Source organism: Psychrobacter sp. NG25, from assembly GCF_015234355.1.
GTDB lineage: Bacteria > Pseudomonadota > Gammaproteobacteria > Pseudomonadales > Moraxellaceae > Psychrobacter.
Window position 1 is genome coordinate 219541 of record NZ_JADGMV010000002.1, and the last position, 14926, is coordinate 234466.

Genomic DNA, 14926 nt, shown 5'->3' on the forward strand with positions numbered 1-14926 from the left:
CGTAGTCTATGTTAAGAAAGCCAACGCAAAAAGAAGAGCAGCCTATAGCTGATTTCGAAAACAAACAACCTGAGATTCACCAACATCCTATGATCTGCTTGTTCGATTTTGATGATGATGTGCATCAAGAGCTTAAGCGATTGAAGTTTAACTGTGTTAAGGGGAGTCTTGGATCTAGCATTAAAGTAAACAATCAGCCGTATACTGAAAGGTTAATAAAGCTGAATTATGAATCTCCGAAAAATTTGCATGAGTTTGATATAGTCATGTTAGACATGACAGGTAATAAAATAGAAGATTTTTCAGCTAATGATCACAGTCTAGAAAATGCTAAAGGCTCCAAAGCTTATGCTTTCCTTAGTCGCTTTCCTGAACAGATTTTTGATCCAAGACCAATCGCTGTAGATATAATATCTAAAGAGATTAAAGATATAATAAAAAAAAGATCGATCATCATTGCCTTCTGTGGGCAAGAAAATAAGGCGGACTATGAATTTGTCGAAATTACATCTCGTGGTAGCGTAGTAATAGATAGACCTTCTTACTCTAATTTAGATTTTTATAGCTCAAATGTTTTTAGAGTGGAAAGACATGGAAGTAAAGCCGTTACTGTAAGAAATGAAAAAATATCTTCGATTTTTGAAAAGCACCTGAGCGAAATTGAGTACAGTAATGTTTTTGAGCATCCTACTACATGGAGAGACGGCACAAGTCAAAAACTTGAAGATTTTATTCCACTACTACTAAATGATCGCGAAGAAATTATAAGTTATGCTCATTTGGTTAACAACTGTTTGATTTTAGTTTTTCCTGACATGAAAGAAAAAAGTCAGTTTATCAGTGAGCTTTTTAAAACATATCTTCCTGATATAATGCCTGATATTTTTCCATACCATGGTGAGTTCGGATGGTTGAATAATGGAGAGTATTTACTGCCAAATGAAGGTGCATTATTAAGACAAAAGTTTGAGCTGAGTGTTGAATATAGAAAAAACCTTCAAAACATTGAACAACAGATTGAAGAGACAAGAGAACAATACAGTTTTTTGCATGAATTAATTTTTCAAACTGGTGATGAGTTAGTTAAGTCTATTCAAAAATATATGGATTGGCTCGGTTTTGATTCAATTGTGGATATGGATGAAAAAGTGATAGATGTATTTGAGGAAGATCTTCAAATAGAAACAGATAAAGGGCTTCTTGTCATTGAGATCAAAGGCATTGGTGGAACATCAACAGACAAAGCTTGTTCGCAAATCAGCAAAATAAAATATAGAAGAGCTGAGCAACGTGGAAAGTTTGATGTATTTGGCTTATATATAGTCAACCATCAACGATATTTAGCTCCGGAAAATAGAGCAAACCCACCATTCACCGAAAATCAAATTAATGATGCTAAGCTTGAGAATAGAGGACTTATCACTACTTATAGCTTGTATGAAGCATATTTTTTGATTGAAGATGGGATTATAACTAAAGAAGAAGTTAGAAACAGTTTGTTCGATTGCGGTTTAATCACGTTAGAGCCAAGTAACACAACATCGATTGGGATTTCAAACGAAATATTTAAAAATGGCAAAGTAGCAATTTTAAATCTAACTGATACATGCACTATAAAAATAGGTTCAACGTTAATTGGTAAAAAAGATGGAAAATTATCAAAACTAGCTATAAATTCAATTCAGCTTGATGGAGATGATGTCGATGAAGCAACTATAGGAGAAGTAGGAATCGCCTTGAATTTGCCGATAAAAAAAGGAACAGAGCTTTTTCTGCAAGAAGTGTAACAAAGCAATTGGATAGAAAAAGCAGTTGGATTTTTTCTATTTCTTCTTCAAGTTAGTTCCATTAAAAGAAAGTGATAAGCTTTAAAGTACAGTTTCATTGATTAAAAATCACATCAACTCGATGTGATTTTTTATGCAGGAAACGATTACCAATATTTCCACTTATTCTATCGGAACCGATCTTTTATATTTGACAGATTCTCGTGTGGCTAGCCAAATGAGAGGAATAATAATCAATGCTGAACCTATCAATAAGCTGATATCTGGTATCTCATGAAACCACACAATGCCGATAAACACAGCACCTAACAGCCCTGTATATTCTGCACTAGATATTTTATGTGCTTCCACCGCACGGTAGACCAATACACAGATACCCGCATAGATTAAAATAAACAGATTTGATCCGGCTGCTATCCATAGCGCATACCAACTCAAAGGGGCATTTTCCCAAATAGCCAAGCCAAGCCCCAATGGTATTCCGACTAAATTGGTCAAAAATAATGTTTGTGCAACGGTGTGATTCGAAGGCAGTTTGCGAACCAATAGATTGTTCGTCGCCATGGTTAAGGCCACTATCAGTGCAAATATAGCACCCATATTAATTTGCGTTGGTTTTACAATGATAAGAATACCAACGAAACCTAGCATTGCCACAACGATGCTTGACGCTGTGAGTCTGTCTTTATAAAACAAAAACCCTAACGGCAACATCAACAAAGGAGCGGTATAGAAAATAGCATTCACCGTTGCTAGCGGCAACGCCTGAATAGACAACACCATAAATACCGCACCAAATAACCAAATATAGCCTCTGACAAAGTGCCATTTTAATTTGCTAATTAATTTGGTTTTTTTGTTCAAAAAGCAAAAGGGCAGTAGCATCAGAACAGCTGTCAGCTGACGCAATAGCACAAATTGATAGACCGCTGCGCCATCTGGCAACTCTTTGATCAACGCATCTGACAAGATAGCAATCATGTTTCCCACAACCAATAGAATCATGGCAAACCCAACACTCATCTTTGGCATTATCATTCTCACACCTATCTCAAAATACATGAAACTTTAAATTAAGCCATTGGATCTAATGGTCAGGTAAGCAGTATATTCATATATTTACATGACGTATAATGATATAAAGCCCTTTAGTATTAGCTGAGTTAATAATGAAACTACCGCCATTGCGTGCGATACAATGTTTTGAATCCGTTGCAAGACTGAATAGCTTTTCAAAGGCAGCAGAAAACCTCAACGTGACGCAAAGCGCTGTGAGTCATCAGGTTCGAACGCTTGAGGAGTACCTTGGTGAAGCGTTGTTTTATAGGCAGGGTCGGACACTTTCGTTGACAGAAATAGGGGCGCGTTATTTTACAGAAGTAAATCAATCGTTAGCGGCTATTTCGAATACCAGTCAAGCCATTCGGAATGACCAACCTGGGCATATTCGCCTAGCACTGTATAGCTCGGTGGCTGTTAATTGGCTGATTCCTCGATTAGAAGACTTCCATACACAACACCCAGAAATTGAGCTCACCTTAAACATGGTGACAGACCAAGACGATTATAATGAGCAATGTTCTGACTGTTTTATAACCGTCCATCCGCCAAAGCGTAACGTGGTCAGTACGTTTTTATTCGCTGAAAAGCTATTCCCTGTCTGTGGTCAAAGGCTGTGGGAGGAAATAAAAGACCAACCGTTGCCTGAGGCGTTATGGCAGCATCCCATACTGTCCGTAAAATACGCTGGAAAAAGCGAAAATGCGGCCAATGATTGGCTAAAGTGGTGCAAGGTAGGTGGGTTCGAGTTACCAAGCGATGTAAAAATCAATCAGTTTAGCCACGTGCTTCTTGCCGCACAGGCCGCGCGTTATAACTTAGGTATTACGCTTATCGACAACTATATGATGCTAGAACAAACCCATCAGCAAAATCTTGTTAGAATCCCAATGCATGAATTACTCACTGGCGACAGCTTCTATTTCTTTTATAATGATTTAAAGTCAAATCAAGCTGACATTATTAAATTAAGCCGTTGGTTGGAGTTGCAGTGCTATATTAATGAGAATAAAATTCTATGAAAATCGTCATCAACCAGATTGATATCACTGATTATCAAGTGTCGGTAAATGCCGCCTTGATATTGAAATCCATCAATGAGCACAAAGACTGTCAAGGCTTTATGATTTTTCCAGAGCTCGCTTTTACAGGATTTCCGACAGCAGATAATATTGACTCTTTATGCAGCCAATCACAATCGCATTTTGAAGACTTACTAATAGCCAGCAAACATACGGATTCAACCATCATTGTTGGGCATATTGACAAACAGGATCAACTTTTCTATAACGCATGTTCTTTTATAAAAAACGGCAAAATCATTCATAAACACCGAAAGTCAAAGCTTTGGCTTGATGATGTTGGGGTATTTACCAGCGGAAAAGACTTGTCAGTGGTTAGCATTAATGATGTGGTTTGCGGTGCTCAGATTTGTTTTGAGCTAGAGTTTCCAGAAGGTTCGAGAGCACTGGCAAAGAAAGGCGCAAAAATTATTTTTATGCCAAATGGCAATATGTCTCCCTATGCGAATGTCCATTATGTACTGACTCAAGCTCGTGCTATAGAGAACCAATGTTTTGTGATTACCTGCAATGGTGTCGGCATCGGTCATGGCGGTGAGTTTGTAGGAGAGAGTCTAGTAGTCTCTCCTACAGGACAAATTATAAAAAAACTTGGTTCGACGCAAGACATAGCAGTGGTGGATATCGATTTAACAGACATAAAACAATCTGAGCAAAACTACCGTTATATAGACTTAGCTTGATTCAACCATAAGACTTAACGATTAAATTGAGTGGCAAGATGATTTTCTGGAATAGGGAATACCTTGTCGTAACTTAAGTTATAGAAGAAGGCATAAACCACATAGAAAGTAGCCATCGTAATATCCATCATAAAGGCTTGCCATAGGCTGATGCCTAAGTACCATGCAATCATTGGTAAGAATAATAACAGTAGGCCCCCTTCAAATAAAAAGGCGTGTAGCAATCGTATTGGCACCGTCTTATGCGCATTTCCACGCAGCTTCACCATAGAGTGATCAAACAATAGGTTATAGAAATAGTTCCAAACTGTTGCAATGATGGATCCAGCCACCGCAATCAGACCTATCGCATGAATATCAAAGCCAAATAGCCAACTGGCAAGCGGTACAAATATGATTAAGCCAACTATCTCAAAACCTAGCGTATGGCGAATACGGTCTTTAGTAGTACGCATCGAAATTTCCAATTGAATTAGTGATTTATCGGGCTATTGTATCTGTTAAAATCGTATAACCAAGTTGGGACCTATAGGATATACAGATAGATGAGCTTTTCCTTAGAGCAACTAAAAGCTTTTGTAGCGACGGTAGAAACAGGGTCATTCTCAGCGGCAGCGCGGCAATTGGGTAAGGCGCAGTCAGTCATCAGTACGGCTGTCTCAAACTTAGAAGTCGACGTAGATAGTAGTTTGTTTGTACGCAGTGGCCGTTATCCAACGTTAACGCCCGTTGGAGAGCGGTTACTGGTCGAAGCTCGAGTGATACTTGAGCGTTGTGAGCATTTTCGCGGGGTTGCACAGAGTTTGGGTGAAGGGGTAGAGAGCAGGCTGGTATTAGCGGTTGATGAGCTGTATCCGGAATCGAAACTGGGTACACTAATGGAAGAGTTCTCTCGTCGCTTTCCCAGTGTAGAGCTAGAGCTACTGTTTCCACTGATGGAGGATGTCAGCCGCTTGGTATTAGAAGATCGCGCGGATTTGGGCATTATGTGGCGTCAAGAAATCCTCCCTTCAGCCTTGAATTTTCATACGCTTGGCTGGGTATCATTGACATTGGTATGCGCGCCAGAACATGAGCTGGCACATCAGCCAGTTGCATGGGAGGAGCTAAAACGCTACAGACAGCTAATGGTAGCCACACGCAATCACAGCGATGAAAAAGCCCGATTACGAGTCGCTTCTGATGTTTGGTGGGTGGAGAGTCAGTGGGTAATCGTTGAGTTAGTACAGCGTAATCTGGGTTGGGCGTTTGTGCCTGAGCACGTGGTTGCTAGCGCCTTAGATAATGGCTATCTGGTCGCACCGGTATTGGATTTTGACGATCATGATTGGCCAGTCGCATTGGAGCTGATTTGGCACAAACAGCGCTCTTTGGGTAAAGCGGCAACTTGGCTAAAATCAGCAGCGATTGCTTTAAATAAGTAGTATGAGTAAATGCGAATAAAAACATTTGTTGGCCATGTGTATGACAAAGACTGAACATGTGACCATACCTAGAACCAACCCTTCTTTGACTGTCCTTATTTATGTATCACGTGCGCTTATTTGCAACGCTTACGTCTTGTTATTTTAAAAATGTTCTGCTAGGTTACATAACGATAATATGATTATTTATATATAAAATATTGTTAAAAAGTACCAACTTCGTACAGATTTTATTAGAGGATTTTTATCTGCTAGCAATGACAAAACGTAAGAGGTTGTAATCATGTTAGATTTAGCAAATATGACGCCACAAGAGGTCAGAGCACTAATTGGTAAGAACGAAATCAACAAGCCGACTTCTGGCATGTGTAAAGGTCACATACAAGCAAACCTAGTCATAGTACCCAAGAAATTGGCCTATGATTTTTTATTGTTTGCACAAAGAAACCCCAAATCTTGTCCTATTTTAGACGTAACAGATGTTGGTAGTTCGGAACCACGACTGATGGCGAAGGGCGCAGACTTAAAGTCTGATGTCCCAAAGTATCGAATATATGAGTTTGGCGAGCTAGTAGCTGAGGTCTCAGACCTAACAGACTATTGGAGAGACGACTTGGTTTGCTTTCTTTTAGGATGTAGCTTTTCCTTTGAGTCTGCCATGCTCAATGCATCCATTCCTGTCAGACATATCGAAGACAGTCACAATGTTCCGATGTATATCACGAATATAGAAACTGAGCCTGCAGGACAGTTTCATGGAAAAATGGTGGTCAGTATGCGACCGATACCTTATCCATTAATCACCAGAGCCGTACAAGCCACCTCTCGATTTCCGCAAGTACATGGCGCGCCTATCCATATTGGAGACCCTAGTGTCATCGGGGTCACAGACATTCACTCTCCCGATTTTGGTGATGCATCACTCATAAAGGAAGGCGAAGTTCCTGTATTTTGGGCTTGTGGTGTGACGCCTCAAAGCATCGCAATGACCAGTAAACCAGAACTGATGATCACGCATGCTCCGGGGCATATGTTTATCTGCGATCCAAAGGATGAGGATTTGGCAGTTTTGTAATTTTGGATGACAACGCTATTTTAAAAAACCTTTTTAGAATGTAAGGGCGTCCAATCTTATTTGTCCAAAAAGCTTTCAATAAATAAAAACGTAGTGTTTAACAGTAAGGCCCTAGTTATATCAGCGACAAAATTTCTTATAAAACATAATTATTCACTTTCACTCTAATGGAACAGACAATCATATGAATATAAACTTTACGGATCTAGAAAAGCTAATCAAGATCGCAGAAGGCGCTGATATACAATCTTTAGAGGTGACCGATGGCGATGCACGCATCTCTATCATTTGTCAGGCTAGTGGCAATACCTCTCACTCAAAAACTGGTTATTCAGAAGCACACACAGTAAGCTCCCATAATAACACTCCTAATAATACCAGTGCAGACAACAACGCTATTGATGAAACGGTGACGACAGAGGTCACTAATTCATCTAGCTCTTCATCTTCATCCCAAGTATTAGCACCTATGCTCGGTACTTTTTATCTTCGCTCTGAGCCAACCGCTGAGGCGTTCTTTAAGGTAGGCGATCAGGTAGCAGTAGGGCAGACCCTATGTATTATTGAAGCCATGAAAATGATGCATGAAGTAAAAGCAGAAGCTGACGGTACGATTCAAGAAATTCTGATCGATGAAGGTGATGTCGTAGAATATGCACAGCCTTTATTTATTATAGCGCCAGACAGTTAAAGTCAATCAATAGCCACTCAATAATATTGTATAGACGCTGCACAAGCACTGTATTTGACACTATATTTTTAAGGGAATAAACATGTTCACAAAAATCTTAATTGCCAATCGTGGCGAGATTGCGCTACGTATTATCCGAGCTTGTAAGCAGCTGGGTATTAAATCCGTCATTGCCCACTCTGAATCAGACAAAGACTCGTTACCCGTACGCCTAGCCGATGAAAAAATCTGTATCGGGCCTGCCAATGCCACGCACAGCTACCTCAATCAAAGAGCGCTGGTCTCTGCTGCAAAAATTACCAACGCACAAGCCATCCATCCAGGCTATGGCTTTTTGTCTGAAAACGCAGACTTTGCGGCCTTAATTGAAGACTCAGGTCTCACGTTTATTGGCCCAACGGCTGACAATATCAGAAACATGGGCGACAAGGTTGAAGCCAAAAAACAAATGACGATGGCTGGCGTGCCTTGTGTACCTGGATCGAATGGCGCATTGCCTGCTGATTCAGAGCAAGTTATCAAGATTGCCAATGACGTTGGTTATCCAGTCATCATCAAAGCAGCAAGCGGCGGCGGCGGGCGTGGGATGCGTGTGGTCGAAAAAGAAGCCGACTTACTCTCTGCGATTTCTATGACGCAAACAGAAGCCAAAGCCAATTTTGGTAGCGCTATCGTTTATCTCGAAAAATACTTACAAGCACCGCGTCATATCGAAGTGCAAGTCATGTCCGATACCCACGGTAATGCTATTTATTTAGGCGAGCGTGATTGCTCTATGCAGCGTCGTCATCAAAAAGTCATTGAAGAAGCGCCAGCACCCGGTATCACCGAAGAGCAGCGTCAGAAAATAGGCCAAGCCTGTGTCACAGCTTGCGAGCAAATGCAGTATAGAGGCGCAGGCACGTTTGAATTTTTATATGAAAACGGCGAGTTCTTCTTTATCGAGATGAATACTCGTGTGCAAGTTGAGCACACCATCACTGAGATGGTAACGGGCGTGGATATTGTGCAAGAGCAAATCAGAGTAGCTGCAGGACTGCCACTGGCATACAAACAGAATGATATCGCCATTACCGGACACGCTTTTGAGTGCCGTATCAATGCTGAAAACGCGCAGACATTTTTACCAAATGCTGGACGCATAGACTACTGCCACATGCCAGCAGGGTTTGGTATCAGAGTAGACAGTCATGCTGAATCGAACTACACCGTGCCGCCATCTTATGACAGTTTGATTGCCAAGATATGTGTACAAGATCGTTCAAGAGAAAAAGCGATAGAAAAAATGCGTGCGGCCTTATCGGAGGCGCAAATCACGGGTATTGATACCAACATTGGTTTACATCAACGTCTGTTTGAAGATGAGGTATTTTGTCAGGGTCAAATGAGCATTCATTATCTAGAACAGTGGATACAAGACAATATATAAATCCAGTCTGACCCGCAAAAATGAAAACCAAATTTGGCATTAGCGTCAGAATTAAGATAACAGATAATGGAGCCCATACTGATGGAACTACAATGGCAAATATGCAGTGAAACCAATCTAGCGTTGTTTTTTCCCAAACCAACCACCTTAGAAAAACAACAAAAATGCTGGGCTTTATCAGACAGCATCCAGAAAATGCCAGAAGTCATCGAAGTGGTGATTGGCATGAATACGCTCAGTGTATTCATCGTGCCATTAACGTGGGCTGAGCTTACTACCTTTAAAGATAGGCTGTCAGACCTGCTCAATGACATTCCTTCAAAAACCATCCAAGGTAAGCACGTCGAGATACCCGTGCAGTACGGTGGAAAATATGGCCCCGATCTAGCAGCCATGGCGAATGACCTAAATCTCTCAGTTGAAGCCGTGGTCGATCTACATACTAAAGCCACTTATACCGTTTACTTTATCGGTTTTCAGCCAGGATTTCCTTATCTTGGCGGCTTATCTGAGTCCTTATACTTCCCAAGGCATGCCGTACCTAGAACCCAAGTGCCCGCAGGCTCAGTGGGTATCGGCGGCGAGCAGACAGGGGTGTACCCTTTTGAATCTCCGGGCGGCTGGCAGTTACTCGGTCAGACGGATACTGCCTTATTTGATTTAACCAAGTCTTCTCCGACGTTACTTAACGCAGGCGATACTTTGACATTTAAAGCGATTGATATTCATCAATAAGCGATAAATAAAAGATGCATGAATCAAAAAGACAAATAAACAGGTGGTATCAATGAAAATTTTAACCGCAAGTGCCCTTGCCAGTATTCAAGATTCGGGACGACTGGGTTACCGAAGCATGGGCGTGGGTAGAAATGGCGTGATGGACAGCTGGGCGCTACAAGCTGGTAACGCTTTGATGAAAAACGAGGCAAACGAACCTGCTATTGAAATAGCGCTCGGTGAGCTAACCATACAGTTTGAAGAAAGCGTCAGTTTTTGCTTAACAGGTGCTTTATACGAGGCATATTTAGACGACAAGCGTGTTCCTTGCTATTGGCGTATCAATGCGACAGCTGGGCAAACGCTCAAGCTTTTGCGTCCGCTACAGGGTATGTATAGCTATTTATGTGTGCACGGTGGCTTCGATATTGAGCCCGTATTGCAGTCGGTTAGCACCAATCTCAAAGCAGGATTTGGCGGATTTGAAGGCAGATACCTAAAAGCCGATGATACCTTAACGGTAAAAACCGAATCAAACCTGCCTGTCATTGGGGTGGCTCGGCTTGCGCCAACCGATGTCATTAGAGTGATAAAAAGCAGTGAGTATGATTGCTTCACTGAGTCGTCTCAACAAGCTTTTGAAAATCAGCCTTGGAAACTACAAACCAGTAGCAACCGTATGGGTTACCGCCTTGAGGGAGCAACAGCGCTTGAATTTAGTAAGCCTGTAGAAATGAGCTCACATGGTGTTGATATTGGTATGATTCAGGTGCCACCACAAGGGCAACCGATTATTTTGATGGCGGATGGGCAAACGACGGGTGGCTACCCCAAAATTGCAACCGTGATTCAAGCAGACATAGGTCTGATGGCACAGATTAGATTTGGTAAAACCTGTCAGTTCGTCGTTGTGTCATTAGAGCAAGCGTTAAAGGAACAGCAAAACAGACAACACTATATCGATCAAATAAAGGAGTATGCCAATGAAAATTGATTTAAATGCTGATGTGGCGGAAGGCTGCGGGCAAGACGATAAATTACTAACGATAGTTAGCTCGGCGAATGTCTGCTGTGGTCTTCATGCTGGTTCTTACAGCGAGATGCTAGCCACGTTGCAATTGGCAAAAGCAAACAACGTGAGCGTAGGCGCACATCCTGGTCTAAACGATAGAGAAAACTTTGGCCGTATTCATGAGCCGTTAAGCGAAGCCGATTATCGTGCTTTATTGGTGTATCAGTTGGGTGCAACCAAAGCGCTCTGCGACTTAGTGGGTGTGTCATTAGACTACGTAAAACCGCATGGTGCGTTATATAACCAAGCCGCCATTGATGAAGACTTATCAGATATTTTGGTGAGCGAAATCAAACGATTTGATCCAAGCCTAAAGGTCATGGGTTTGTCCGGCGGATATTTGGTTAAATCAGCCAAGAAGCATGGTTTAGAAGCTATATCAGAAGTGTTTGCCGATAGAAACTATGAAAAAGACGGCTCATTGGTCTCTCGTAGCAAAGACAACGCCCTGATAACCGACACAGGCGATGCGGTCAAGCATGTGCTGCAGATGATCACTGAAGGGACGGTCACCAGTGTCTGTGGCCAAACTGTCCCCGTAGAAGCGCAAAGTATTTGCCTACATGGTGATGGTGAACACGCTATTTTATTTGCACAAGAAATCAAGAAACAACTAGAGCTCAAAGGTATCACTATATCTGCCTAATAAATATCCGCCTCCTAATCATTTGATTAAATAATCCCATACAGCACAAGGATGTTTATGAGTACCCTAAAAAAACACAATACCGCCATTTTAGGCGCGGCCTTTCTGATGGCCACATCAGCCGTAGGGCCAGGATTTTTGACCCAAACTGCCACATTCACCGAAAGCCTCATGGCAAGTTTCGGTTTCGTTATCTTAATATCTATTGTTATGGACATCGGCGTCCAGCTTAACGTTTGGCGAGTAGTTGCTGTCTCTAAAAAACGTGCACAGGAAATCGCCAACTTGGTGTTTCCTGGTGTCGGTTACTTGCTCGCTTTCTTAATCATTGCGGGTGGTCTGGCTTTCAATATTGGTAATATTGGCGGTGCAGGGCTTGGTATGCAGTCCATGTTCAACATGTCGCCTATCACAGGCGCTCTGATCAGTGGTGTGATTGCCGTAGCCATATTTCTAGGCCGAGAAACGGGGCCCATGATGGATAAGTTCGCTCAGTTAATGGGCTTTATCCTGATTGTATTGGTCATTTATGTGGTCTTTAAATCTGATCCGCCATTAGCAGAAGCCGTCAGCAAAACCATCATGCCTGACAAAATCGATGCAGTGGCTATCGTGACGCTAGTCGGCGGTACGGTTGGCGGTTATATTACTTTCTCAGGTGCGCATCGCTTATTAGAAGCAGGCGTCAGCGGAGAAGAGAATTTAAAATCAGTGACCAGAAGCTCGGTCTCTGGCATTTTGATTGCCTCTGTGATTCGCGTGTTTTTATTCCTTGCAGTATTAGGCGTGGTATCTCAAGGCTTTGCATTGGATCCCGCCAACCCAGCCATGTCACCGTTTCAGTACATTTTAGGAAATGCGGGTAAAGTTATTTTTGGTATGGTGATTTGGGCGGCTTCTGTGACCTCGGTGATTGGTGCTGCTTATACCTCTGTGTCTTTTATGACCAACTTCCATCCATTTATTGAAAAGCACAAACGCTACTTCATTATTGGTTTCATTGTGATCTCAACAATGGTGTTTGCCACTATCGGTAAACCGGCCCAAGTATTGGTATTGGTCGGTACGTTAAATGGTTTGGTATTACCTATCGCTATGGTCATCATTTTGATTGCCGCCTATAGAAAAAATATCGTTGGCAATTATAAGCATCCTATTTGGATTGCCGTATTTGGCTGGATCATCGCCATCGTCATGAGTATTTTGAGCGTCATGACCATTGCTAAATACCTTGGCATGAGCTAAACACTAATTTAAGGAATGTATGATGGATATAGAGCAAATAGCACGTGTGGTCAAACTGGTTGAAAGCAGTCAGCTGCATGAAGTCACGATTGCAGACAATGGGCAGTCTATTACGGTGGTTAATAATCTAGGTGCGCAGAATAATGTTAGCGCTAATCCTATAGAAGCCACGCCTACTCATGAGACTGAGCAGACTGGTAGTGATGTCTTGCAAGTAGGTGCCACTTACGTAGGGCAGGTCTACTTAAGTGAAGACGATGCAACAGACAACTTGATCAAAGAAGGCGACCATATTCAAAAAGGTCAGACCATTTGCTTCATTGATGAATTGACCCGTTTGCAGCCAGTAATTAGCAATAAAGAAGGTGTTGTCACGGCTGTCTTGGTTGAAAGTGGCCAGAACGTTGAATACGGACAGCCTATTTTTGAGTTAGCCCGTCGTTAAAGACCGTCAACGTGGTTTTGGTTAAATCAAAATATAAACCCTTTAAGCGTCATCTGTCGCTTAAAGGGTTTTTTATGTGCTGAGTATTATCATCGCTTGCGCAATATTTTATCGCTAACTCTGTGAAAACTGAATTTTTTACGGAAATCGTGGTTTAATAAGGTGTTAAATACGTATTTAATTACTTGTTTACAAAGGTAATTATTGGGTTATGTAATATACGCCGTTTTGAGGTGCTATTATGCCCCAAAATAATGTTCAATACGCTGTTACACATGATCAATATTCGAGAGGGGTTTAAGTTTGGAATCTTTTTATACCAAGGAAGATGGTGAGATTTATTATTACAAGCTTCGCGAAAAAAGCGGACCTGACACAATTTACGTATCAAAGCTTGTTGAATCTAAAAACAGTGTAACGGGAGAGCAAAACAGTCGACGGGTAATCCGTAAAGTATTTGGTGAGTCTGAGTCAAGCGAAATTGTTCGTGTGAAAGGTGAATTTATTCTCAGAAGTTCACCAACTGGGAGAGATCAGATTAAAGTTATTGTTCATGAAAATGACAATAATCGTCTCGGTTTCGTTCTTCAGAAGTTTAGAGGAGATACAGGGAACCCAACGAAAGAAACAAGCTTCAGCTTTTATGACAACGAATTCCATGAGCTATTAGAGTTTCTTAATCTTGTAAGATTTATCGACTTATCTAATACAAATAACTTCAAGCAAAGCCTATCTAACCTTAGAGATAAAATTCTAGTTAATAAAGAAGATAAAGAACTATTAGATTCATTTTTGCACCTTGATGGTGAACATCGCATTAACTTTCTCGAAAAAATGCGTGACAGTTCACTTACTAAACAGGATTTGGATATCCTAACCGGAAGAAAGGATGGACTAAGGCTTTTTCATCAGAAGCTATATATCGACAAAGATTGGAATGAGGCTCAATGGCAAGGATTCTTCACAGAAAACACTTGGATATTCGGTTATGGTCTCGATTATAGGTTTCTTTCTATTTTACAGAAAGAGGCTGCTGTATCTGGTGTTGATGTAGATGGGAAAAATACAGTAAATAGTGACTTTCTTATGGGAAGTACTGATTTTACAGTGCTTGTTGAGCTTAAAAGACCTGACACCTTGCTATTTGAACTAGGAAAGAACAGGTCGCATAGCTGGAGACTATCTCAATATCTAGTTCATGCAGTGTCACAAATATTGGCTCAGAAAGCAGCTTGGGAAATAAAGTCTCCGGTTACAAATTATGATCATCAGGGTTTCCCTATTCATCAAAAAACAAGTGATCCTAAAGCGATTCTAATTATAGGCCGGAAGGATGAGGTTTCTGGAAATCCTAGAGATTATGAAATCAAAATGAAAACATTTGAGTTGTACCGAAGAGATTCAAGAAATGTTGAAATACTCACTTATGATGAGTTATATGAGAGAGCATATTATATAGTTCATCAAGAGTTACCAAAAAATACATAACAAGGGCGTACAGTTTGACAGCTTACTACGCAGTTGATGCCAGTGCTAACGTCCGCTTCGGGCATTAAGCTGACCGTCAATAC

15 protein-coding genes are annotated in these 14926 nt (G+C 41.3%); 13 read left to right on the forward strand and 2 right to left on the reverse strand.

Annotated features, from left to right (window positions below; genetic code table 11):
• Window positions 1–8 precede the first annotated feature (8 nt).
• Window positions 9–1787: a hypothetical protein gene (locus IPZ60_RS03705; protein ID WP_194196516.1), complete on the forward strand. Its 1779-nt coding sequence runs from the start codon at window positions 9–11 to the stop codon at window positions 1785–1787.
• 162 nt (window positions 1788–1949) lie between these two features.
• On the opposite strand, the gene IPZ60_RS03710 is transcribed toward IPZ60_RS03705, so the two are convergent.
• Window positions 1950–2825, reverse strand: coding sequence for a DMT family transporter (locus IPZ60_RS03710; RefSeq protein ID WP_265087434.1), 876 nt, complete (start codon window positions 2823–2825; stop codon window positions 1950–1952).
• 131 nt (window positions 2826–2956) lie between these two features.
• Here IPZ60_RS03710 and IPZ60_RS03715 point away from each other — a divergent pair, with 131 nt between their 5' ends.
• On the forward strand, window positions 2957–3868 hold the full coding sequence (locus IPZ60_RS03715; protein ID WP_194196517.1) for a LysR family transcriptional regulator: 912 nt from the start codon (window positions 2957–2959) through the stop codon (window positions 3866–3868).
• The gene (locus IPZ60_RS03720; RefSeq protein WP_194196518.1) at window positions 3865–4611 is read left to right on the forward strand and encodes a carbon-nitrogen hydrolase family protein; all 747 of its coding nucleotides are present in this window, start codon (window positions 3865–3867) and stop codon (window positions 4609–4611) included. The genes IPZ60_RS03715 and IPZ60_RS03720 overlap by 4 nt, the downstream gene beginning before the upstream one ends.
• A 14-nt stretch (window positions 4612–4625) precedes the next feature.
• On the opposite strand, the gene IPZ60_RS03725 is transcribed toward IPZ60_RS03720, so the two are convergent.
• On the reverse strand, window positions 4626–5066 hold the full coding sequence (locus tag IPZ60_RS03725) for a PACE efflux transporter (RefSeq protein ID WP_194196519.1): 441 nt from the start codon (window positions 5064–5066) through the stop codon (window positions 4626–4628).
• Window positions 5067–5156: 90 nt separating this feature from the next.
• Here IPZ60_RS03725 and IPZ60_RS03730 point away from each other — a divergent pair, with 90 nt between their 5' ends.
• The 10 genes from IPZ60_RS03730 to IPZ60_RS03775 all read left to right on the forward strand — a co-directional run bounded on the left by IPZ60_RS03730 (window position 5157) and on the right by IPZ60_RS03775 (window position 14843).
• Window positions 5157–6035, forward strand: coding sequence for a LysR family transcriptional regulator (locus IPZ60_RS03730; RefSeq protein WP_194196520.1), 879 nt, complete (start codon window positions 5157–5159; stop codon window positions 6033–6035).
• Window positions 6036–6318: 283 nt separating this feature from the next.
• Window positions 6319–7110 (forward strand): putative hydro-lyase, encoded by a 792-nt coding sequence (locus IPZ60_RS03735; RefSeq protein ID WP_194196521.1) that lies wholly within the window; start codon window positions 6319–6321, stop codon window positions 7108–7110.
• 184 nt (window positions 7111–7294) lie between these two features.
• On the forward strand, window positions 7295–7801 hold the full coding sequence (gene accB, locus IPZ60_RS03740; RefSeq protein ID WP_194196522.1) for an acetyl-CoA carboxylase biotin carboxyl carrier protein: 507 nt from the start codon (window positions 7295–7297) through the stop codon (window positions 7799–7801).
• Between the two features lie 82 nt (window positions 7802–7883).
• Window positions 7884–9230, forward strand: coding sequence for an acetyl-CoA carboxylase biotin carboxylase subunit (accC, locus tag IPZ60_RS03745; protein WP_010200969.1), 1347 nt, complete (start codon window positions 7884–7886; stop codon window positions 9228–9230).
• Between the two features lie 81 nt (window positions 9231–9311).
• Window positions 9312–9965 (forward strand): 5-oxoprolinase subunit PxpB, encoded by a 654-nt coding sequence (pxpB, locus tag IPZ60_RS03750; RefSeq protein WP_194196523.1) that lies wholly within the window; start codon window positions 9312–9314, stop codon window positions 9963–9965.
• Window positions 9966–10017: 52 nt separating this feature from the next.
• Window positions 10018–10941 (forward strand): biotin-dependent carboxyltransferase family protein, encoded by a 924-nt coding sequence (locus IPZ60_RS03755; RefSeq protein WP_194196524.1) that lies wholly within the window; start codon window positions 10018–10020, stop codon window positions 10939–10941.
• Complete coding sequence (gene pxpA, locus IPZ60_RS03760; protein WP_194196525.1) at window positions 10931–11665, forward strand: 5-oxoprolinase subunit PxpA; 735 nt, start codon at window positions 10931–10933, stop codon at window positions 11663–11665. The genes IPZ60_RS03755 and pxpA overlap by 11 nt, the downstream gene beginning before the upstream one ends.
• Before the next feature lie 57 nt (window positions 11666–11722).
• Window positions 11723–12910, forward strand: a complete 1188-nt coding sequence (locus IPZ60_RS03765; protein ID WP_194196526.1) for an NRAMP family divalent metal transporter — start codon at window positions 11723–11725, stop codon at window positions 12908–12910.
• Between the two features lie 19 nt (window positions 12911–12929).
• Window positions 12930–13355, forward strand: coding sequence for an acetyl-CoA carboxylase biotin carboxyl carrier protein subunit (locus IPZ60_RS03770; RefSeq protein WP_227669213.1), 426 nt, complete (start codon window positions 12930–12932; stop codon window positions 13353–13355).
• 303 nt (window positions 13356–13658) lie between these two features.
• Complete coding sequence (locus IPZ60_RS03775; protein ID WP_194196527.1) at window positions 13659–14843, forward strand: Shedu immune nuclease family protein; 1185 nt, start codon at window positions 13659–13661, stop codon at window positions 14841–14843.
• Window positions 14844–14926 lie beyond the last annotated feature (83 nt).

What these genes read in the sequence shown, in the direction of transcription:
- IPZ60_RS03705 (WP_194196516.1), top strand. Translation starts at nt 9, where the DNA reads ATGTTAAGAAAGCCAACGCAAAAAGAAGAGCAGCCTATAGCTGATTTC.
- IPZ60_RS03710 (WP_265087434.1), bottom strand. Translation starts at nt 2,825, where the DNA reads ATGATAATGCCAAAGATGAGTGTTGGGTTTGCCATGATTCTATTGGTT.
- IPZ60_RS03715 (WP_194196517.1), top strand. Translation starts at nt 2,957, where the DNA reads ATGAAACTACCGCCATTGCGTGCGATACAATGTTTTGAATCCGTTGCA.
- IPZ60_RS03720 (WP_194196518.1), top strand. Translation starts at nt 3,865, where the DNA reads ATGAAAATCGTCATCAACCAGATTGATATCACTGATTATCAAGTGTCG.
- IPZ60_RS03725 (WP_194196519.1), bottom strand. Translation starts at nt 5,066, where the DNA reads ATGCGTACTACTAAAGACCGTATTCGCCATACGCTAGGTTTTGAGATA.
- IPZ60_RS03730 (WP_194196520.1), top strand. Translation starts at nt 5,157, where the DNA reads ATGAGCTTTTCCTTAGAGCAACTAAAAGCTTTTGTAGCGACGGTAGAA.
- IPZ60_RS03735 (WP_194196521.1), top strand. Translation starts at nt 6,319, where the DNA reads ATGTTAGATTTAGCAAATATGACGCCACAAGAGGTCAGAGCACTAATT.
- accB (WP_194196522.1), top strand. Translation starts at nt 7,295, where the DNA reads ATGAATATAAACTTTACGGATCTAGAAAAGCTAATCAAGATCGCAGAA.
- accC (WP_010200969.1), top strand. Translation starts at nt 7,884, where the DNA reads ATGTTCACAAAAATCTTAATTGCCAATCGTGGCGAGATTGCGCTACGT.
- pxpB (WP_194196523.1), top strand. Translation starts at nt 9,312, where the DNA reads ATGGAACTACAATGGCAAATATGCAGTGAAACCAATCTAGCGTTGTTT.
- IPZ60_RS03755 (WP_194196524.1), top strand. Translation starts at nt 10,018, where the DNA reads ATGAAAATTTTAACCGCAAGTGCCCTTGCCAGTATTCAAGATTCGGGA.
- pxpA (WP_194196525.1), top strand. Translation starts at nt 10,931, where the DNA reads ATGAAAATTGATTTAAATGCTGATGTGGCGGAAGGCTGCGGGCAAGAC.
- IPZ60_RS03765 (WP_194196526.1), top strand. Translation starts at nt 11,723, where the DNA reads ATGAGTACCCTAAAAAAACACAATACCGCCATTTTAGGCGCGGCCTTT.
- IPZ60_RS03770 (WP_227669213.1), top strand. Translation starts at nt 12,930, where the DNA reads ATGATGGATATAGAGCAAATAGCACGTGTGGTCAAACTGGTTGAAAGC.